This window comes from Stutzerimonas tianxiuensis, assembly GCF_053470365.1.
Window position 1 is genome coordinate 86,632 of the sequence record NZ_JBPVWS010000003.1, and the last position, 19,156, is coordinate 105,787.

The 19,156-nt window shown below is 59.7% G+C and carries 17 protein-coding genes; 3 read left to right on the forward strand and 14 right to left on the reverse strand.

Going from position 1 to position 19,156, the window contains the following annotated elements; all coding sequences use genetic code 11:
• Positions 1-73 precede the first annotated feature (73 nt).
• The 12 genes from ACSSNI_RS05560 to ccoN (ACSSNI_RS05615) form a co-directional block, all read right to left on the reverse strand.
• Positions 74-808, reverse strand: coding sequence for a sulfite exporter TauE/SafE family protein (locus ACSSNI_RS05560; protein WP_200636987.1), 735 nt, complete (start codon positions 806-808; stop codon positions 74-76).
• Entirely contained in the window at positions 801-1,010 is a 210-nt protein-coding gene (ccoS, locus tag ACSSNI_RS05565; RefSeq protein WP_102835410.1) for a cbb3-type cytochrome oxidase assembly protein CcoS, read from the reverse strand. The genes ACSSNI_RS05560 and ccoS overlap by 8 nt, the downstream gene beginning before the upstream one ends.
• 54 nt (positions 1,011-1,064) lie before the next feature.
• The gene (locus tag ACSSNI_RS05570) at positions 1,065-3,503 is read right to left on the reverse strand and encodes a heavy metal translocating P-type ATPase (RefSeq protein ID WP_200636986.1); all 2,439 of its coding nucleotides are present in this window, start codon (positions 3,501-3,503) and stop codon (positions 1,065-1,067) included.
• Between the two features lie 7 nt (positions 3,504-3,510).
• The gene (locus ACSSNI_RS05575) at positions 3,511-4,014 is read right to left on the reverse strand and encodes a FixH family protein (protein WP_200636985.1); all 504 of its coding nucleotides are present in this window, start codon (positions 4,012-4,014) and stop codon (positions 3,511-3,513) included.
• Positions 4,015-4,025: 11 nt separating this feature from the next.
• On the reverse strand, positions 4,026-5,438 hold the full coding sequence (gene ccoG, locus ACSSNI_RS05580) for a cytochrome c oxidase accessory protein CcoG (RefSeq protein ID WP_200636984.1): 1,413 nt from the start codon (positions 5,436-5,438) through the stop codon (positions 4,026-4,028).
• Positions 5,439-5,573: 135 nt separating this feature from the next.
• Positions 5,574-6,491, reverse strand: a complete 918-nt coding sequence (gene ccoP / locus ACSSNI_RS05585) for a cytochrome-c oxidase, cbb3-type subunit III (RefSeq protein ID WP_200636983.1) — start codon at positions 6,489-6,491, stop codon at positions 5,574-5,576.
• Positions 6,492-6,674 carry a CcoQ/FixQ family Cbb3-type cytochrome c oxidase assembly chaperone gene (locus ACSSNI_RS05590; protein ID WP_045427751.1) on the reverse strand — a complete coding sequence of 61 codons (183 nt, stop codon included), beginning with the start codon at positions 6,672-6,674 and terminating at the stop codon, positions 6,492-6,494.
• Positions 6,675-6,680: 6 nt separating this feature from the next.
• The gene (ccoO, locus tag ACSSNI_RS05595) at positions 6,681-7,292 is read right to left on the reverse strand and encodes a cytochrome-c oxidase, cbb3-type subunit II (protein WP_200636982.1); all 612 of its coding nucleotides are present in this window, start codon (positions 7,290-7,292) and stop codon (positions 6,681-6,683) included.
• 12 nt (positions 7,293-7,304) lie between these two features.
• Positions 7,305-8,732 carry a cytochrome-c oxidase, cbb3-type subunit I gene (gene ccoN / locus ACSSNI_RS05600; RefSeq protein WP_102835404.1) on the reverse strand — a complete coding sequence of 476 codons (1,428 nt, stop codon included), beginning with the start codon at positions 8,730-8,732 and terminating at the stop codon, positions 7,305-7,307.
• A gap of 344 nt (positions 8,733-9,076) precedes the next feature.
• Positions 9,077-10,012 (reverse strand): cytochrome-c oxidase, cbb3-type subunit III, encoded by a 936-nt coding sequence (gene ccoP, locus ACSSNI_RS05605; protein ID WP_045427743.1) that lies wholly within the window; start codon positions 10,010-10,012, stop codon positions 9,077-9,079.
• 99 nt (positions 10,013-10,111) lie between these two features.
• Positions 10,112-10,723, reverse strand: a complete 612-nt coding sequence (gene ccoO, locus ACSSNI_RS05610) for a cytochrome-c oxidase, cbb3-type subunit II (protein WP_200636980.1) — start codon at positions 10,721-10,723, stop codon at positions 10,112-10,114.
• Positions 10,724-10,734: 11 nt separating this feature from the next.
• Positions 10,735-12,159, reverse strand: a complete 1,425-nt coding sequence (gene ccoN / locus ACSSNI_RS05615) for a cytochrome-c oxidase, cbb3-type subunit I (protein ID WP_200636978.1) — start codon at positions 12,157-12,159, stop codon at positions 10,735-10,737.
• 82 nt (positions 12,160-12,241) lie between these two features.
• On the opposite strand from ccoN (ACSSNI_RS05615), the gene ACSSNI_RS05620 reads away from it, so the two are divergent.
• On the forward strand, positions 12,242-12,925 hold the full coding sequence (locus tag ACSSNI_RS05620; RefSeq protein ID WP_200636976.1) for an alpha/beta family hydrolase: 684 nt from the start codon (positions 12,242-12,244) through the stop codon (positions 12,923-12,925).
• Between the two features lie 81 nt (positions 12,926-13,006).
• Here ACSSNI_RS05620 and ACSSNI_RS05625 read toward each other — a convergent pair whose 3' ends face one another.
• Together ACSSNI_RS05625 and acnA are read right to left on the reverse strand one after the other, a co-directional pair.
• A complete protein-coding gene (locus ACSSNI_RS05625) occupies positions 13,007-14,575 on the reverse strand; it encodes a methyl-accepting chemotaxis protein (protein ID WP_200636974.1) in 1,569 nt (522 codons plus the stop codon).
• A gap of 237 nt (positions 14,576-14,812) precedes the next feature.
• Positions 14,813-17,488, reverse strand: coding sequence for an aconitate hydratase AcnA (gene acnA, locus ACSSNI_RS05630; RefSeq protein ID WP_200636972.1), 2,676 nt, complete (start codon positions 17,486-17,488; stop codon positions 14,813-14,815).
• 308 nt (positions 17,489-17,796) lie between these two features.
• On the opposite strand from acnA, the gene rlmM reads away from it, so the two are divergent.
• Positions 17,797-18,846: a 23S rRNA (cytidine(2498)-2'-O)-methyltransferase RlmM gene (gene rlmM / locus ACSSNI_RS05635; RefSeq protein ID WP_200636970.1), complete on the forward strand. Its 1,050-nt coding sequence runs from the start codon at positions 17,797-17,799 to the stop codon at positions 18,844-18,846.
• 54 nt (positions 18,847-18,900) lie between these two features.
• Positions 18,901-19,152, forward strand: coding sequence for a sulfurtransferase TusA (gene tusA / locus ACSSNI_RS05640; protein ID WP_200636968.1), 252 nt, complete (start codon positions 18,901-18,903; stop codon positions 19,150-19,152).
• Positions 19,153-19,156: the final 4 nt, after the last annotated feature.

Consider the following 19,156-nt stretch of genomic DNA (forward strand, 5'->3'; position numbering starts at 1 on the left):
CAACCTTGGCGGGAGGCCCGTTGAAACCTGTGCCAGCGATTCGATGGGTTCTCTCGCCGCGATGACCGACGCTTCAGTGATTAGCGTGCGTTGGCGCTTGCTGTGCGGACGCGCTGTCAACGTGGCCGTGGCCCATTAACCATTGCTGGTGAGGGCCCGGAAGTGTCCAAAGGCCGAACAGAATGACGGTGAGTCCGCCGAGCATTCGTACGCCGCGTTTGCGAAGCAGTGCGGTAAGGCGTTCGGCGGCTAGGCCGGTCGCCAGAAGCACGGGCCAGGTGCCGATACCAAATGCCAACATCAGCAAGGCGCTATCCAGTGCATCGCCCTGGCTGGCGGCCCACAGTAGGGTGCTGTAAACAAGACCGCACGGCAGCCAACCCCAAAGAGCACCAAGCAGGAGCGCGCGTGGCACGCTCTTGACGGGCATGAGCTTGCTTGCGAATGGTTGTATATGCCGCCACAAGCCCCTCCCGACTGCTTCGACACGCGTCAAGCCTGTCCACCAGCCCGCCAGATACAAGCCCATGCTGATCAACAGAAGGGCGGCTAAAATCCGCAACGCCATCGCGAAGGGGCTGTTGGCAACTGCCCAGCCTGCCAGTCCGATGAGCAGGCCGGCACTGGTATAACTGAGTACCCGGCCCAGGTTATAGGCCACGAGTAAGCGCAGGCGTTTGCCACGCTGCTCAGCAGGAATGGCCATGGTCAGGGCACCCATCAAGCCGCCACACATGCCCAGGCAGTGACCACCGCCAAGCAGGCCAAGCACCAGCGCCGACACCAGCAGAGGCAACAATTCACTCACGATCAGACTTCCCTTCATCGTGAGCTTTGTCTGCTTGCTCGATGCCTGCCCTGTGCTTTGGGTCCTCTTCGTCGAAAAGGATGCTGTGGGCCGGACCGTCCAGATCATCGTATTGGCCGCTGTCCACAGCCCAGAAAAATATCCAGATGGCCAGCGCGACCAGAACCACGGCCACGGGAATCAAGATGTAAAGTGCGGCCAAAAGAGCCTCCAGAAGTGGTGGGTAACGCCAAGCCCCGAGTAGGCGCTACCTATCCTACGCCGGTCGGACCAGACTGTCGGGTCGCTGCTGATTCGGCACTCGGCTCAGACGCAATGCGTTCAGTACGACCAGCAGCGAACTGGCAGACATGCCCAGAGCCGCCCATAGCGGTGTTACCCAGCCGATAGCCGCGAACGGCAAGATCAAGCCGTTGTACAGGCTCGCCCAAGTCAGGTTTTCAATGATGATGCGGCGGCTGCGGCGCGCCACGCTGAATGCCTGCACCAGACTGTCGAGACGGTTGCTGAGAAGGACGGCGTCAGCGCTGGTCTTGGCTAGATCGGTCGCTGACCCCATGGCCACGCTGATGTCCGCCGCTGCGAGGACCGGCGCATCGTTGACACCGTCGCCGATCATCAGCACACGACGACCGTCGGCTTGCAGTCTCTGCAGGTGAGTGAGTTTGTCGGTTGGGGTCATGCCGCCGTGGGCATCACTGATGCCGAGCTGCTGAGCGATTTCTCCTACCATCGGAGAACTGTCGCCGGACAAGAGGACGGTGTCCCAGCCACGTGATCTACACGCCTGTAACAGTGCCGGCGCGTCATCGCGCAAACGGTCGTTCAGTACCAGCCAGGCCAGAGGCCCCTGGGCGTCGCCCAACAGCAACCACTGGCCCTCTTTTCCGGGAATCTCGGGCGCTGCGCCGGCATAGCCGATTGCTACGAAATCGGGTTGTCCAATACGCAGCGTACGTTGGCCAACCGAACCTTGGAGGCCTAAGCCGGGAAAGCTGGTCACGGCATCGGCCGCCTGGGGCGCCCGACCGAACGCCCGGGCAACCGGGTGCTCGGAGCGGTTTTCCAGGGCGGCGGCCAACTCCAGGCAGGCGCCGGCTTCCAGCTCAGCCAGTGGTTGAACTTCATTCAAGGTCAGTCGCCCTTCGGTGAGGGTTCCGGTCTTGTCGAAGATCACCGTGTCGATGTGATTGAGCCCCTCCAGCACATGACCCCGGGTGAGCAGTAAACCCAGTTTGTGCAGCGTGCCGGTGGCCGTGGTCAATGCGGTGGGTGTAGCCAATGACAAGGCGCAGGGGCAGGTGGCCACGAGGAGCGCAAGCACGATCCAGAAAGCGCGTTGCGGGTCGATCTGCCACCAGACAATGCCAACCACTGCGGCGGTCAATAGCACGATTATCAAGAACCACTGCGAGACGCGGTCGGCCAGTTCGGCCAGGCGTGGCTTGTCTGACTGGGCGCGCTCCAGCAGGCTAACAATGGCAGAAAGCCGCGTGTTGTCGCCCAGCGCTTGAACCTCGATGGTCAATGCGCCCTCGACGTTGAGGGTGCCTGCAGTGACGGTATCGCCAACGATTCGAGCCTGTGGCAGGTACTCTCCGGTGAGTACCGATTCGTCCACACTCGATTGGCCGCTGAGGATACGGCCGTCTGCCGGAATCAGCGCGCCGGGTTGAACCAGCACTCGATCGCCAAGCTGCAGTTCTCGAAGCAGAATGCGAGCTGTCTGTCCGTCGTCGGACAATTTCAGGCACGAAGCTGGCAGCAGATTGACCAGCTGTGCAGTCGCCGCCGCGGTGCGCTCGCGCGCACGGCGCTCGAGAAAACGTCCAGCCAGAAGAAACAAGGCGAACATGCCCACGGCATCGAAATACAGCTCGCCCTGACCGGTGACCGTCGACCATATACCGGCGACGTAGGCGCCGCCGATCGCCAGTGAGACAGAAACGTCCATGGTCAGGTGACGGGTGCGCAGGTCACGCAGTGCACCTTTGAAGAAGTCGGTGCAGCAATAGAAGACAATTGGAGTGGTGAGCAGCAGAGCGGTCCAGCGAAGGATGCTAGCCATGCCTGCCGAGAGGTCGATGTTGAATTCGGGCCAGGTCGCCATTGTCGCCATCATCACCTGCATCCAGAGCAAGCCAGCCACGCCCAGCTGGCGCATGCTGCGGCGGTTCTCATGAGCAAGTCGTTCCGCAGCCTGGTCCGCTCGATAGGGGTGGGCGGCGTAACCGACACGACGAAGCTCGACGAGCAGCTCGCTCAGCGGCAACGAGGCATCATCCCAGCGCACCCGCAGGCGGTGGTTCGACAAGTTCAGGCTGGCCTCGGACACCGCGTCGAGCCGGCGCAGGTGTTTTTCGATCAGCCAGCCGCAAGCGGCACAGCTGATGCCTTCAATCATCAGGGAGGCATCGGCCAGCTCACCTTCGTGGCGTACGAAAGGCGCCTGTACGTCCTTGCGATCGTAAAGCTCCAGTTCGTCGGTCAGCGCTTGCGGCAGTGAGTCGGGATTGATGGACGCATCGCTGCGATGCGAATAGTAGTTTTCCAGACCGCCCTGGACGATAGCTTCCGCAACTGCCTGGCAGCCAGGACAGCACAGCGCCCGCTGCTTGTTCAGCACGCGGGCGTGGTAGGTACTGCCAGCAGGAACTGGCAACCCGCAGTGGTAGCAGGGGACAGGGCTTGCCATCGTTCGGTCAATAGCTCAGTTTGATCGTCTGACCGCTAGCGATTTCCTTTTCCTCGAACAGCCGCCAATCCTGGTCGCCCTCACGGCCAAGCAGCTCAACGAAGCGCCTGCCGGTGACGGGCTCCTGCATCTGCCCTTGATAGAAGCCATCGCCCTGCGGCTGTAAAACGATGCGACGATCGCGTTCTGGTTGCGTAGGGGAGATCAGGTTGAGTATCACTTGTTGCGGACGGCTCGCGCCGCTCAGCTGGACCTCGGCGAGCCCGCGCTCATCGTTGAGGTTGAGTTGCGCCTGCATTTGCAGGCGCTCGGCGAGCTTTTCGCGTTCCAGTGACTGGTTTATGCCTTTGCCGGCGTCGTAATAGTTGTCTGAGACCAGGGTGTCGGCATTGCGAATCGCGATTGTCAGCATCGAGGTGCCAAGGATGACCGACATCAGCAGGATGCCGATCACGAACCAGGCCCAGAACTGCTTGTACCAACGCGTACTTTCTTGCTCAGAATTGCTCATGTACTACCTGTTTAGCGGATGCTGGGGCCGATGAAGCGGCTTTCCGCTTCATCTTCAATTGAGGAATCATCTGCCGATCTGATGTGGAAGACGACTTCGTTGGTGCTCGACGGAAGCTGCTCTGGTGCAACCGACAGTTCTACTGGAATGGTGACCAGTTCGCCTGCTTCAGCACGAACCTCATTGCGCCCCTCGTATTGCAAGCCTTCAAGGCCAACGGCCTCAATGATGAAGGTCTGCTCACTTTGGGCCTTGTTCATCACCTTGAGCGTGTAGACGTTTTCGATTCGTCCTTGCTCGTTTTCCCGGTAAAGCACGCGGTCCTTGAGCACATCGAGCTTGACGAGCGCACGGTCCGAGACGGCATAGGCAAACACGCCCATCATCGCCGTCAGCGCAACGGCATAGCCGATCAGTCGCGGCCGCACCAGATGGGTTTTTTGTCCGGACAGGTTGTGTTCGGTGGTGTAGCTGATCAGCCCGCGCGGGTAGTTCATCTTGTCCATGATGGTGTCGCAAGCGTCAATGCACGCGGCGCACCCGATACATTCGATCTGCAGTCCGTCGCGGATGTCGATGCCGGTGGGGCATACCTGCACGCACATGGTGCAATCGATACAATCTCCCAGGCCCATCGCTTTGTAGTCGGCATCCTTTTTCCGCGGACCACGACGCTCGCCGCGGCGTGGGTCGTAGGAGACGATTAAGGTGTCCTTGTCGAACATCACGCTCTGGAACCGAGCGTACGGGCACATGTAGATGCACACCTGCTCGCGCAAGTAACCCGCGTTGCCGTAAGTCGCTAGGGTGAAGAACCCCACCCAGAACAACGCCCAGCCGCCTACCTGGAGGGTCACGAGATCAGGCACCAGGTCCCTGATCGGTGTGAAATAGCCTACAAAGGTAATACCGATCGCTAGAGAAACAGCCAGCCAGATCGAGTGCTTGGCGGCTTTGCGCAAGAACTTGTTGGCACTCATGGGCGCCTTGTCGAGCTTCATGCGCTGGTTTCGGTCACCCTCTGTGACCTTCTCTGCCCACATGAAGACCCAGGTAAACACGCTCTGGGGGCAGGTGTAGCCACACCAGACGCGACCAGCGAAAACGGTGATGAAGAACAGGCCGAATGCGCAAATGATCAACAGGGCAGAAAGCAGGATGAAGTCCTGCGGCCAGAAGGTGGCGCCAAAGATATAGAACTTGCGCTCTGGCAAGTCCCACCAAACCGCCTGCCGTCCGTTCCAGGTCAGCCAGACGGTGCCGAAGTACAGTACGAACAGGAGTGCACCGCCAGCGAGTCGCAAGTTGCGAAACAGGCCGCTGAAGGCTCGTGTGTAGATCTTTTCGCGCGCTGCGTAGAGGTCGCCCGATGCTTCGGACTTGGAGGGAGGTGTTACGTTGCGGACGGGAATCTGCTCAGTCATCAAGTGCGTACCACGGCGGAGGGTGAGTGTCCCGGCCGATGCATGTCGGCCGGGATCTTTTGCTTACCTGCTGCGAATGGTACGCCTCGTCAGTCGAACTAAGGTGCGACCTTGGGTCGCGCCAGGACCGATGGATCAGTCCTCCGACTCTTGCGAGAGGCTATACACATACGCTGCCAGCAGGTGCACCTTGTCGTTGCCAAGAATGTGTTCCTGGGCAGGCATACGGCCGTTCCGACCGTAGCGCAGGGTCTGCTGAATCTGTCCGAAACTCGAGCCGTAAAGCCAGACGTTGTCGGTCAGATTAGGCGCGCCCATAGCCTGAGTGCCTTTGCCTGCAGGACCATGACAAGCTACACAATTGGCTGCGAAGATTTTTTGACCCTGCTCAATGTCGACGTTAATACCCTCGGGGGTATCGCGGCCGGACAGGCTGCGAACGTAGCCAGTTACATTGCGGATACCATCTTCGCCAATCACATCGCGCCATGCGGGCATCGCTGCCTGCCGCCCGCCCATGATGGTGGTTTTAATGGTTTCAGGCGCGCCGCCCCATAGCCAGTCGTTGTCTGTCAGGTTGGGGAAACCGTAGGCACCCTTGGCATCCGAACCATGGCACACGGAGCAGTTGGAGGCGAACAGACGGCCACCCATTTTCAGGGCTTGCGGATCCTGAGCAACCTGTTCAACGGGCATCGCTGCGAATTTGGCATAAAGCGGGCCATACTGCTCGTCCGCCTTATCCATCTCACGCTGCCATTCCTTCACCTGGGTCCAGCCACCTTCGTAGCCGGGCAGCATGCCCTTCCAGTTACCCAGCCCCGGATACAGTGCCAGATAACCCAGCGCGAAGATCACGGTGGCAACGAACAGCAGGAACCACCAGCGCGGGAGCGGGTTGTCGTACTCCTCGATTCCATCATAGGAATGGCCAACGGTTTCTTCGGTACTGTCGTGGCGTTGTCCCTTGCGAGTGGCGAGCAATAGCCAGACCAGTGCGGCAATGGTCCCCAGGCTCAGCAGGGTTATGTACCAACTCCAAAACGAGGTCATTTATTTCTTACTCCTGGAAGCTTCTTCATCACGCTTGTTGGCGTCGGGCTCATCCGCGAAGGGCAGGTTGGCCGCTTCATCGAAGCTTTTCTTGCGCTTGCTGCTATAAGCCCAGAGGATGATGGCTATCATTGCGACGAAAACAAGAATGGTGCCCAGGCCGCGAAGAGTCCCGATATCCATGGTGCGTTACCGTTTGTTGGTGAGTGCAGTGCCGAGTACTTGCAGGTAGGCGACAAGGGCATCCATTTCGGATCTGCCTTTGACCGCGTCCTTAGCGCCGGCTATGTCTTCTTCGGTGTAAGGCACGCCAACGCTGCGCAGCGCAACCATCTTGTCGGCGGTGTTCTTGCCATCAAGGCTGTGCTCGACCAGCCATGGGTAGGAAGGCATCTTCGATTCCGGTACTACGTTGCGCGGGTTGTAGAGGTGCGCCCGGTGCCAGTCATCGGAATAGCGGCCACCGACACGCGCCAGGTCCGGGCCGGTACGCTTGGAACCCCACAGGAACGGGTGGTCGTACACGCTTTCACCAGCAACCGAGTAGTGGCCATAACGCTCGGTCTCGGCGCGGAATGGACGAACCATCTGCGAATGGCAGCCAACGCAACCTTCACGGATATAGATATCGCGCCCTTCGAGCTGTAAAGCTGTGTAGGGCTTCATACCTTCCACGGGCTCGTTGACCACATCCTGAAAGAACAGCGGAACGATCTGAGTCAGACCGCCGATGCTCACTGCCAGGATCATGAACAGGGTCAGCAGACCGATGTTCTTTTCGAGTATTTCGTGATTCTTCATTTATCGGTTCCCTCAGGCGATCTGCGCAGCGGCTTCGAATTCAGCCGACTTGGCGGCACGCACAGTGCGCCAGGTGTTGTAAGCCATCAGCAGCATGCCGGCCAGGAAGAACGCGCCGCCCAATGCCCGCACGATGAAGCCCGGATGGCTGGCTTCCAGGGCTTCGACAAAGGAGTAGGTCAGCGTGCCGTCTTCGTTGATTGCGCGCCACATCAGGCCCTGAGTGATGCCGTTGACCCACATCGAAGCGATGTAAAGCACGGTACCGATGGTTGCCAACCAGAAGTGGGCGTTGATCAGACCAATGCTGTACATCTGCTCGCGAGCGAAGACCTTCGGAATCAGGTGATACAAGGAGCCGATGGAGATCATGGCGACCCAGCCGAGGGCGCCGGCGTGCACGTGGCCGATGGTCCAGTCGGTGTAATGGGACAGCGCGTTGACGGTCTTGATGGCCATCATCGGACCTTCGAAGGTCGACATGCCATAGAACGCCAGGGACACGACCAGGAAGCGCAGAATCGGATCGGTACGCAGCTTATGCCAGGCGCCCGACAGGGTCATCATGCCGTTGATCATGCCACCCCAGCTCGGGGCCAGCAGGATGATCGACATCACCATGCCCAAACTCTGTGCCCACTCTGGCAGCGCGGTGTAGTGCAGGTGGTGAGGGCCAGCCCAGATATAAAGCGTGATAAGTGCCCAGAAATGCACGATAGACAGGCGGTATGAGTAGACCGGACGGCCAGCCTGCTTGGGTACGAAGTAATACATCATGCCCAGGAAGCCGGTAGTCAGGAAAAAGCCTACGGCGTTGTGGCCATACCACCACTGAACCATCGCATCGGTTGCACCCGAGTAGATCGAGTAGGACTTGAACCAGCTCACCGGTACTTCCAGGTTGTTGACGATATGCAACATCGCCGTCACCAAGATGAATGCACCGTAGAACCAGTTACCTACGTAGATATGGGCAGCCTTGCGCTTCATGATCGTGCCGAAGAACACTACGGCATAGCTGACCCATACGAGCGTGATCAGGATGTCGATCGGCCACTCGAGCTCAGCGTATTCCTTCGAGCTGGTGAAGCCTTGCGGCAAAGTGATGACGGCCAGAACGATCACCGCCTGCCAGCCCCAGAAGACGAATGACGCGAGGCCATCCGAGAACAGGCGAGCCTGCGAGGTCCGCTGTACCACGTAAAAGGACGTGGCCATCAGGGCACAACCACCGAAGGCGAAAATCACCGCGTTGGTGTGAAGCGGGCGTAAACGACCGAAACTGGTCCAAGGCAGGTCGAAGTTGAGTTGAGGCCAGACCAGCTGTGCGGCGATAAACACACCCAGGCCCATTCCGATAATTCCCCACACCACCGTCATGATGGCGAATTGGCGAACCACCTTATAGTTATATGCAGTCTCACTTATTGCTGTGCTCATGCAAGGCTTCCACGCTAATGGCATTTCAAGGGGGCAAAAACGGCGGCAAGTATGGAGAAAGGAGGGGGGCAATGCAATCAAGGCCCAGGCCGTCTCATGCCGTTCGGACCCTGATTCCAAGCGTTTTCCATGCTCTTTGCAGGGTCGTTTAGCACATCATGCCGATGTGTTGAATCGAGGGCTTCGCCTTATAGTTCTGCGCGACTTCGGCGAGTAGAGAGGAATATTAGATCAGCGGGCGGGAGGAGCAAACGGAGGAGGGGTGGGCGGTCTGCGACAGAGCGTCGCATACAGCAGAAAATTGATCAGGAGCAGGGCGATACGGCGTATCGCCCTGTAAAGCGTTACTGCTTGGCTACGCGTTCTGGTTGCTGTGAAAGGCTATAAACGTAAGCGGCCAGGAGGTGCACTTTGTCGTTGCCGAGGTACTGTTCCTGCGCAGGCATCTGCCCGTTGCGGCCGTGACGAATGGTCTGCTGCAGCTGCGGCAGGCTGGAGCCGTAGATCCAGCCGGCTGGGTTGGTCAGTTTCGGTGCGCCGAGGGCGGCCATGCCTTCCCCATTTGCACCATGGCAGACCGAGCAGGTCTGAGCGTAGACCTGGCCACCCGCAGCAGTGTCTGCATCGCTGCCTTCCGGCAGGGGCAGACCACCCAGATCATTGCGAACATAGGCTGCGACGTTCTTCACGCCTTCTTCACCGATGACCTGACCCCAGGCCGGCATCGCTGCCACGCGACCGTGGAGGATAGTCGTCTTGATGGTTTCGGCATCGCCACCCCAGCGCCATTCGCTATCCGCCAGATTCGGGAAACCGACAGCGCCCTTGGCGTCCGAGCCGTGGCAAACCGAGCAGTAGTTGGCGAACAGGCGACCGCCGATCTTCAGCGCCCGCTCGTCCTGAGCGACCTGCGCCACAGTCATGGCGGAATATTTGGCAAAGATAGGACCGAATTTCGCGTCAGCCTGATCAACTTCACGCTGCCACTGCTTGTCCTGCGTCCAGCCATCTTCATAGCCCGGCATCACGCCTTTCCAGTTACCCAGGCCCGGGTAGAGCACCAGATAGAAAATGCCGAACACCAAGGTGCCGATGAAGAGCATGAACCACCACCGAGGCAGCGGATTGTCGTATTCCTCGATACCGTCGAAGGAATGTCCCATGGTCTTGTCGGTCGTGCCTGCGGATTCGCCCTTGCGGGTGGCGAAGATCAGCCAGAACAGAGCGACAATGGTGCCCAGCGTCAGCAGGGCGATGTATCCACTCCAGAAAGCGTTCATCTGTTACTCCTGGGCAGCCCGAACGCTCGAACTGCCCGCGATGTTGGTTCCCTGACGGCTGCGCTGCAGCGCGTCGTTCTCGATAACTCGCCGTCGATCTCAGCGCTTGTTCTGCAGCGCGGTACCGAGCACCTGCAGATAGGCCACCAGAGCGTCCATCTCGGTCTTGCCCTTGACAGCGTCTCCCGCAGTGGCGATGTCCTCGTCGCTGTAAGGCACGCCGACGGTGCGCAGCGCTTTCATCTTCGTAGCGGTGTCCTGGCCGTCAAGGCTGTCCTCAACCAGCCACGGATAGGACGGCATCTTCGATTCAGGCACGACGTTGCGCGGGTTGTAGAGGTGCGCACGGTGCCAGTCGTCGGAGTAGCGGCCGCCGACACGCGCCAGGTCTGGACCGGTACGCTTGGAGCCCCACAGGAAGGGGTGGTCGTACACGCTTTCACCCGCCACTGAGTAGTGCCCGTAGCGCTCGGTTTCGGCGCGGAACGGACGGATCATCTGCGAGTGACAGCCGACGCAGCCTTCACGGATGTAGATGTCGCGTCCTTCCAGCTGCAGCGCGGTGTAGGGCTTCATGCCTTCCACCGGCTCGTTGACCACGTCCTGAAAGAACAGTGGAACGATCTGGGTCAGACCGCCGATGCTCACTGCCAGAATCATGAACAGAGTCAGCAGACCGACGTTCTTCTCGAGTATTTCGTGCTTCTTCATCAGTCTGCTCCTCAGGCGATCTGCGCGGCGGCTTCGTATTCGGCCGGCTTGGCGGCCTGTACGGTGCGCCAGGTGTTGTAGGCCATCAGCAACATGCCGGTGAAGAAGATCGCACCACCGAGCATGCGAACCACAAAGCCCGGATGGCTGGCTTCAAGCGCTTCGACGAAGGAGTAGGTGAGGGTGCCGTCTTCGTTAATCGCACGCCACATAAGGCCCTGAGCGATACCGTTGACCCACATCGATGCGATGTAGAGTACGGTGCCGATGGTGGCGAGCCAGAAGTGCGCGTTGATCAGGCCGATGCTGTGCATCTGGGCACGACCGAACACTTTCGGGATCAGGTGGTACAGCGCACCGATGGAGACCATGGCAACCCAGCCGAGCGCACCGGCATGCACGTGACCGATGGTCCAGTCCGTGTAGTGGGACAGTGCGTTGACGGTCTTGATGGCCATCATCGGACCCTCGAAGGTCGACATGCCATAGAACGCCAGGGACACGACCAGGAAGCGCAGGATCGGGTCGCTGCGCAATTTATGCCAGGCCCCGGAAAGCGTCATCATGCCGTTGATCATGCCGCCCCAGCTTGGCGCCAGCAGAATCAACGACATCACCATGCCCAGGCTTTGTGCCCAGTCCGGCAGCGCGGTGTAGTGCAGGTGGTGCGGACCGGCCCAGATGTAGACGGTGATCAGTGCCCAGAAGTGGACGATCGACAGGCGATAGGAATACACCGGACGCTCGGCCTGCTTGGGCACGAAGTAGTACATGATCCCGAGGAAGCCTGCAGTGAGGAAGAACCCTACGGCGTTATGACCGTACCACCACTGGACCATTGCATCGGTCGCACCGGCATACACCGAGTAGGACTTCATTGCTGTGACCGGGACTTCCAGGTTGTTGACGAGATGCAGGATCGCCACGGTCAGGATGAAGGCGCCGAAGAACCAGTTACCGACGTAGATGTGCTTGACCTTGCGCGTGGCCAGGGTGCCGAAGAACACGACCGCGTAAGACACCCAGACGATGGTGATCAGGATGTCGATCGGCCATTCCAGTTCGGCATATTCCTTGGAGCTGGTGAACCCCAGCGGCAGCGATATCGCGGCCAGGAGGATGACCAGTTGCCAACCCCAGAACGTGAACGCGGCCAGCTTGGGCGCGAACAGAGTGGTCTGACAGGTGCGCTGGACCGAATAGTAAGACGTCGCGAACAATGCACAGCCGCCGAAGGCGAAGATCACCGCGTTGGTGTGCAATGGGCGTAGACGACCGAAACTGGTCCACGGGAGGTCAAAGTTGAGAAATGGCCAGGCCAATTGTGCTGCGATGAAAACGCCGAGCCCCATCCCGACGATTCCCCACACCACCGTCATGATGGCAAATTGGCGGACCACCTTGTAGTCATAGGCGGTACTGGTTGCTGTGTTCATGTATGGGCTTCCATCCACGGTAATGAGCATGTTTTTTGTTGCGGTGAGCAGAGATTTCTTTCAATAGAAAGCGGGGGCAAGGATGGGCACTGGGCAAATGGCCGGTATTGACGCCGGTCAATACTCAAAGGGCGACGAAATTCCATTCGTCCGGCGTGATCAACCAAAGGGGGCGGTTTGCGCCAGCCTGATCCTGGCGCATGGAGCTGGCGCTCCGATGGACAGTCCGTTCATGGAGCAGATGACTGAACGGCTGGTAGAGCGGGGCGTGGCGGTCTTTCGTTTCGAGTTTGCCTATATGGCCAGCAGGCGCATCGACGAACGCAAGCGTCCGCCAAATCCACAGGCACAGCTGCTTCAGCAATGGCGTGCGGTTTATCGAACGGTGCGACAGCAAACCGCAGGGCGATTGGCGATCGGTGGCAAGTCGATGGGCGGGCGAATGGCGAGCTTGTTGGCCGACGAACTCGCGGTCGATGCACTGGTATGCCTGGGCTATCCGTTTCATGCCGCACGTAAGCCGGAAAAGCCACGAGTGGCGCACCTGGCCGAGCTGCGAACACCGACGCTGATTATTCAAGGGGAGCGCGATGCCATGGGTAACCGAGACACCGTCGCTGGCTACTCACTGTCGCCGGCGATTCGCCTCGATTGGCTGATGTCGGCCGACCATGATCTCAAACCACTGAAACGCTCAGGCTTTACCCATGAGCGGTATCTGGACAAGGCTGCAGACGCAATCGCGGCATTCCTCGGCAGTCCTTAGCCCCAATAGGAAATAGGAATGCCCGCTGCCGCAATGCGGTAAGCGGGCATGCTTGGTGGCATCAGCGAGATGAGGCTTTAGTTAGCGGTTGAAACGCTCTACCAGGCTGTACTGCGACTGTGCAGTCGCCGCCAGGTCTTCAGAAAGCAGCGCTGAGCTCTGCGCATCGCCAGAGGTCTGGTCGGCGAGTCGGGCGATATTGCCAACGTTCTGGCTGATTTCGTCGGCCACTGCGCTTTGCTGCTCGGTTGCGGAAGCGATCTGCGCCGTCATGTCGATAATGCGTCCCACCGCCTCACTGATGCCGGTCAGTGCCCCGTCGGCATCGATCACGCGCTCGACGCCACGGCTCGCCTGGCTACGGCCTTGCTCAGTGGTTTCCACGGCTTGGCGTGCCTGCTGTTGCAGCTTTTCGATCAGCTGATGAATCTGTCCGGTGGCGGATGCCGTGCGCTGAGCCAGTTGTCGGACCTCGTCGGCCACCACGGCGAAGCCGCGGCCGCTTTCACCCGCTCGCGCGGCTTCGATGGCTGCGTTCAGCGCGAGCAGGTTGGTCTGGTCAGCAATGCTCTTGATCACATCGACAACAGTGCCGATCTCGTTACTGTTCTGTGCCAGCGCTGACACCGCATCGCCGGTTTCGGTGACGGCAGCAGCCAGCAGTTCGATGGCCTTGCGAGTCTGCGAGCTAATCTGGCGACCCTGGGCGGTGAGCTGGTTGGCTTGTTCGGTGGCCTCCGCTGCAAGAGCCACGTTGCCGGCAACCTCCTGGGTGGTGGCGGCCATCTGCGTGATTGCAGCAGCGACCTGCGAGGTCTCGTGATGCTGTCGCGACAATCCATCAGAGCAGCTATGCGCCAAGTCGTCCGCACGCTTGGCCTGCTGCTGCAGTTGCACGGCGCTGTCCTGCAGGCGGGTCAGGCATGTCTTGAGTCGTGCATGCTCGCTGAGCAGGGCCATCTCCAACTGTGCCTCGGCACCGTGGCTGTCGGTGTACATTTTAGCGATCAGCGGATCACTGGTTGACTGCTGGGCCAGGCCTAGCAATCGCCGCATCCCGCGCATCTGCCAGTGACGACCGATCAAACCGAGGGGTATTGATAGCAGGGCGGCGAGCGCGAACCCCCAGCCGTGGTCGTGCCAGGCTCCGATCAGGAAGCCAACCTGACTGATGACGATAAAGGGCAGCCAATTGACCAAGATGGGAAGCCATTTGTCGCGCTGGGGAACCCCACTTTTTCCTGCGTTTAGCCGAGCATAGAGCACTTCTGCGCGCCCGACCTGTTCACGGGTTGGCTTGGTGCGGACCGACTCATATCCAATGACCTTGCGCTGAGCATCCAGCACCGGCGTGACATAAGCGTTGACCCAATAGTGATCGCCGTTGTTGCGGCGGTTCTTAACGATGCCCATCCAGGGCTTGCCATCCTTGAGTGTGGCCCACATATGGCCGAACACCGCCGGCGGGACGTCTGGATGGCGTATCAGGTTATGTGGCGCGCCGATCAATTCACTGCGTTCAAAGCCACTGACTTCGGCAAAGATATCGTTGCAATAAGTAATCTTGCCGGTCAGGTCAGTGGTCGAAATCAACCTTTGCTGATCGGGAAACGCATATTCACGTTGAGTAACGGGCTGGTTGTTTCGCATGCAATACGCCTGGCAAGTCGGGGTGGCTGCAGCCACTTATTGTGTTCGGTCAGTCCGCCAATTCTGCGGTGCGGGGAATGATGGCATTTTGACGCCAAGTTCACGACCGTTGTGCTTGGCATCCTAACGGCTGATTTTCCAAAGACTTAAGCGTCAACAGATAAATGGCAGCACAAAAAAGCCCGCTGCAGATGTGCTGCAGCGGGCTTTGATTGAAGCGACATATGTTTCGGGCTATCAGGCCTCGATCAGCTGGCGCAGCACGTAGTGCAAAATGCCGCCGGCTTTGAAGTACTCAACCTCGTTGAGAGTGTCGATGCGGCAGAGCACCTGAAAGCTATCGCGCCCGCCGTCGGCACGTTCTACGTCGACGGTCAGCAGCTGACGCGGCTTGATGTCGGCGCCCAGGCCACGGATCGACAGCTTCTCGTTACCGGTCAACCCCAGCGATTGCCTGGTCTGGTCGCCGACAAACTGCAGCGCCAGTACGCCCATGCCTATCAGGTTCGAACGGTGGATTCGCTCAAAGCTCTCGGCAATAACGGCCTTTACCCCTAGCAGATTGGTACCTTTTGCGGCCCAGTCGCGGCTGGAACCGGTGCCGTACTCCTTGCCCGCGATGACGACCAAGGGCACAGCCTCCGCCTGGTAGCGCATCGCAGCGTCGTAGATGGACATGGGCTCACCACTTGGCTGATACAAGGTGTTGCCGCCTTCCTCGCCGCCAAGCATCTCGTTTTTGATGCGGATGTTGGCGAAGGTGCCGCGCATCATGACTTCGTGATTACCGCGGCGCGAACCATAGGAGTTGAAATCCTCCGGCTGTACGCCCAGCTCCTGCAGATACACGCCGGCAGGGGAGCTGGCCTTGATATTGCCGGCCGGGGAGATGTGGTCGGTGGTGATGGAGTCACCAAATACCGCAAGGACTCGCGCGTTCTCGACATCCTTCGGTGGCGTCAGGGGTTGCCCGATGTCCTCGAAGAAGGGTGGGTTCTGCACATAGCTGGAATTATTGTTCCATTTGTAGGTGTCGCCAGCGGTGACCGCAATGGACTGCCAATGCTCATCGCCACTGAATACGTCGGCGTAGCGGGTACGGAACATTTGTCCGTCGATCTTGCTGACTGCCTCGTTCACTTCCGCGCTGGTCGGCCAGATATCCTTGAGGTAAACGGGCTGGTTCTGCTCGTCATAGCCCAGCGGATCTTTTTCCATGTTGATCCGCGTGGTTCCGGCCAGCGCGAAGGCCACCACCAGCGGCGGCGATGCCAGCCAGTTGGCCTTGACCAGCGGATGCACGCGGCCTTCGAAGTTACGGTTGCCGGAAAGCACCGATGACACGACAAGATCGTTATTGGTAATCGCCTTGCTGATGGCATCAGGAAGTGGCCCGGAGTTACCGATGCAGGTTGTGCAGCCATAGCCGACGAGGTTGAAGCCAAGTTGATCGAGGTAGGTGGTCAATCCGGCGCGCTCGAGGTAGTCGGTGACGACCTTGGAGCCCGGCGCCAAGGATGACTTCACCCAGGGCGCGCGCTTTAGGCCGCGCTCGAGTGCCTTCTTCGCCACCAGGCCGGCAGCCATCAGCACGTTCGGGTTGGAGGTGTTTGTGCAGGAAGTAATGGCTGCAATCACCACCGCGCCGTGCTTGAGGCGGTAGTCTTCGCCGGCCACCACGACCGAGCTGGCGGCCTGCTGGGCTTTGCCACTGGTTTCCAGCAGCAGGTCAAAGTTGGCACCGATATCCTCAAGCGATACGCGGTCTTGCGGTCGCTTAGGGCCCGCCAGGGATGGCTTGACCTCGGCCAGGTCCAACTCCAACGTGGCTGTGAAAACGGGATCGGGAGAGTGGGTGTCGCGCCACATCCCCTGGGCTTTGCTGTAGGCCTCGACCAGGGCGATACGGTCTTCGTCACGTCCGGTCAGACGCAGGTAATCAATGGTGACCTGATCGACCGGGAAAAAGCCGCAGGTCGCACCGTACTCCGGCGCCATGTTGCCGATGGTCGCGCGGTCGGCGAGTGGAAGATGGTCCAGACCGGGGCCGAAGAACTCGACGAACTTGCCCACCACACCGTGCTTACGCAGAATTTGGGTCACGGTCAGCACCAGATCGGTGGCGGTCACGCCTTCGTTGAGCTTGCCAGTCAAGCGCATGCCGATCACTTCCGGGATCAGCATCGAGACCGGTTGGCCGAGCATCGCGGCTTCCGCTTCGATCCCGCCGACGCCCCAACCCAGCACGCCGAGACCGTTGATCATCGTGGTATGCGAGTCGGTGCCGACCAGGGTGTCGGGGTAGGCGATGGTTTCGCCGTTCTCTTCCTTGGTCCAGACAACCTGTCCCAGGTATTCCAGGTTGACCTGGTGACAGATTCCGGTGCCAGGCGGCACCACGCGGAAATTGTCGAATGCTTGCTGACCCCAGCGCAGAAACTCGTAGCGCTCCCCGTTGCGCTGCATTTCGATGTCGACGTTCTGCTCGAACGCCTTGTCCGTGCCGAACCGGTCCACCATCACAGAGTGGTCGATCACCAGATCGACCGGCGACAACGGATTGATGCGCTGTGGGTCGGCACCGGCCCGGGAGACCGCGTCCCGCATGGCAGTGAGGTCGACGACTGCGGGTACGCCAGTAAAGTCCTGCATCAATACTCGCGCGGGGCGATACTGGATCTCGCGTTCGGAGGTGTGTGTCTTGAGCCACACGGCCAACGAGTTGAAGTCATCGGCGCGAACGGTGGCGCCATCTTCCCAGCGCAGCAAGTTTTCCAGCAGTACCTTCAGCGAGGTAGGTAGTCGGCTGATGTCGCCCAACTGTGTCGCAGCTTCCGGGAGGCTGTAGTAGTGGTAGGTCTTGCCGTTCACGTCGAGACTGCGACGGCAATTCAGGCTGTCCAGGGATGGCATTCGTCTCTCCTTGTGCCCGCACGGCCGGGCTGATTGAGTCGGGAGCGTTCTTGGAACCTAGCTTCTGGCGAAGTGATTCGCCACGAAACTGGCCGCCAATCGTCATGGCTAAACTGCAAGGGTCGGGCCGCGACAGCTTGTTCGCAGCGGCGCAAAGGCGCTGCTTGTCGGGACGCAAACGACTCCTGCAACTGTTCACTGGACCGAACCAGCAAGCCCGTGGTTCCCCACTCGGCTATCATGTGCGGCTTTTGTCGCAGGGGGGTGCTGGCGCCGATGCGCTTTGTGCCGCTTATAGGGTTCGTACCATGAATACATTGCTGCTGCATTGCCGCCCCGGTTTCGAGAGCGAGGTCTGCGCTGAAATCAGTGACCAGGCTGCTCGCCTTGATGTGGCCGGCTACGCCAAGGCCAAAGCTGACAGTGCTTGTGCCGAGTTCATCTGCAACGACGCGGCAGGGCCTGAACGCCTGATGCGCGGCGCGCGTTTCGCACGGCTTATATTTCCCCGGCAATGGGCGTGCGGGGAATGGCTGGCGCTTCCGGAAACTGACCGGATCGGTGTATTGCTCGATCAGCTGAAATCCATGCCGGTGTGCAGCAGTCTGTGGCTGGAAGTGTTGGATACCAACGACGGCAAAGAGCTGTCGAACTTCTGCCGCAAGTTCGAGGCGCCGTTGCGCAAGGCGCTGGAGAAAGCCGGCAGGCTGAAGGAGGGCAGCCATGGTCCCCGCCTCTTGCTCACGTTCAAGAGTGGTCGTGAGGCCTTTGTGGGGTTTGCCGAAGCAGAGAACAGTGCCATGTGGCCGATGGGCATCCCCCGGCTGAAATTTCCTCGCCAGGCGCCAAGCCGCTCGACCTTGAAGCTCGAGGAGGCGTGGCACCATTTCATCCCGCGCGAGCAATGGGATGAGCGGCTGGCGCCAGGCATGACGGCGGTCGATCTTGGCGCCTCACCGGGCGGCTGGACCTGGCAGCTGGTCAACCGCGACATCGAAGTAATGGCTGTCGACAACGGGCCGATGAACGAGGAATTGCTCGAGTCCGGTCTGGTGGGTCATTACCGCGCCGATGGCTTCGCCTTCCGTCCTAAGCGCCCGGTGAACTGGATGGTCTGCGATATCGTCGAAAAGCCGGCGAAAAATGCCGCGTTGCTCGAAACCTGGATCGGCGAAGGCTTGTGTCGCGAAGCCGTGGTCAACCTGAAGCTGCCGATGAAGCAGCGCTATGCCGAGGTGAAACGACTGCTGGAACGCATCGCCGATGGGCTTGCCGAACGAGGGGTGAAAGCGAGCATCGGCTGCAAACAGCTCTATCATGACCGAGAGGAAGTGACTTGCCATTTGCGTCGGTTGTGAACCCTGCCGCCTGCTTTCTTGCGCGAAATACCGTCCTGTTTTCTGGAGCCTCTGATGTCTCGAACTACCGAACTGTCTGCTGATGCGCTGCTCGATGCCAGCGGCCTCAACTGCCCCGAGCCGGTCATGATGCTGCACAACAAGGTGCGCGATCTGCCTGCGGGCGACGTCTTGAAGGTCATTGCGACCGATCCGTCGACTCAGCGCGATATACCCAAGTTCTGCGTTTTTCTGGGCCATGAACTGGTCGACCAGCAGACCGACGACGGCGCCTATCTGTACTGGATACGCAAGAAGCTCGATTAGACGC

What these genes read in the sequence shown, in the direction of transcription:
- ACSSNI_RS05570 (WP_200636986.1), bottom strand. Translation starts at nt 3,503, where the DNA reads ATGGCAAGCCCTGTCCCCTGCTACCACTGCGGGTTGCCAGTTCCTGCT.
- ACSSNI_RS05575 (WP_200636985.1), bottom strand. Translation starts at nt 4,014, where the DNA reads ATGAGCAATTCTGAGCAAGAAAGTACGCGTTGGTACAAGCAGTTCTGG.
- ccoG (WP_200636984.1), bottom strand. Translation starts at nt 5,438, where the DNA reads ATGACTGAGCAGATTCCCGTCCGCAACGTAACACCTCCCTCCAAGTCC.
- ccoP (WP_200636983.1), bottom strand. Translation starts at nt 6,491, where the DNA reads ATGACCTCGTTTTGGAGTTGGTACATAACCCTGCTGAGCCTGGGGACC.
- ACSSNI_RS05590 (WP_045427751.1), bottom strand. Translation starts at nt 6,674, where the DNA reads ATGGATATCGGGACTCTTCGCGGCCTGGGCACCATTCTTGTTTTCGTC.
- ccoO (WP_200636982.1), bottom strand. Translation starts at nt 7,292, where the DNA reads ATGAAGAATCACGAAATACTCGAAAAGAACATCGGTCTGCTGACCCTG.
- ccoN (WP_102835404.1), bottom strand. Translation starts at nt 8,732, where the DNA reads ATGAGCACAGCAATAAGTGAGACTGCATATAACTATAAGGTGGTTCGC.
- ccoP (WP_045427743.1), bottom strand. Translation starts at nt 10,012, where the DNA reads ATGAACGCTTTCTGGAGTGGATACATCGCCCTGCTGACGCTGGGCACC.
- ccoO (WP_200636980.1), bottom strand. Translation starts at nt 10,723, where the DNA reads ATGAAGAAGCACGAAATACTCGAGAAGAACGTCGGTCTGCTGACTCTG.
- ccoN (WP_200636978.1), bottom strand. Translation starts at nt 12,159, where the DNA reads ATGAACACAGCAACCAGTACCGCCTATGACTACAAGGTGGTCCGCCAA.
- ACSSNI_RS05620 (WP_200636976.1), top strand. Translation starts at nt 12,242, where the DNA reads ATGGGCACTGGGCAAATGGCCGGTATTGACGCCGGTCAATACTCAAAG.
- ACSSNI_RS05625 (WP_200636974.1), bottom strand. Translation starts at nt 14,575, where the DNA reads ATGCGAAACAACCAGCCCGTTACTCAACGTGAATATGCGTTTCCCGAT.
- acnA (WP_200636972.1), bottom strand. Translation starts at nt 17,488, where the DNA reads ATGCCATCCCTGGACAGCCTGAATTGCCGTCGCAGTCTCGACGTGAAC.
- rlmM (WP_200636970.1), top strand. Translation starts at nt 17,797, where the DNA reads ATGAATACATTGCTGCTGCATTGCCGCCCCGGTTTCGAGAGCGAGGTC.
- tusA (WP_200636968.1), top strand. Translation starts at nt 18,901, where the DNA reads ATGTCTCGAACTACCGAACTGTCTGCTGATGCGCTGCTCGATGCCAGC.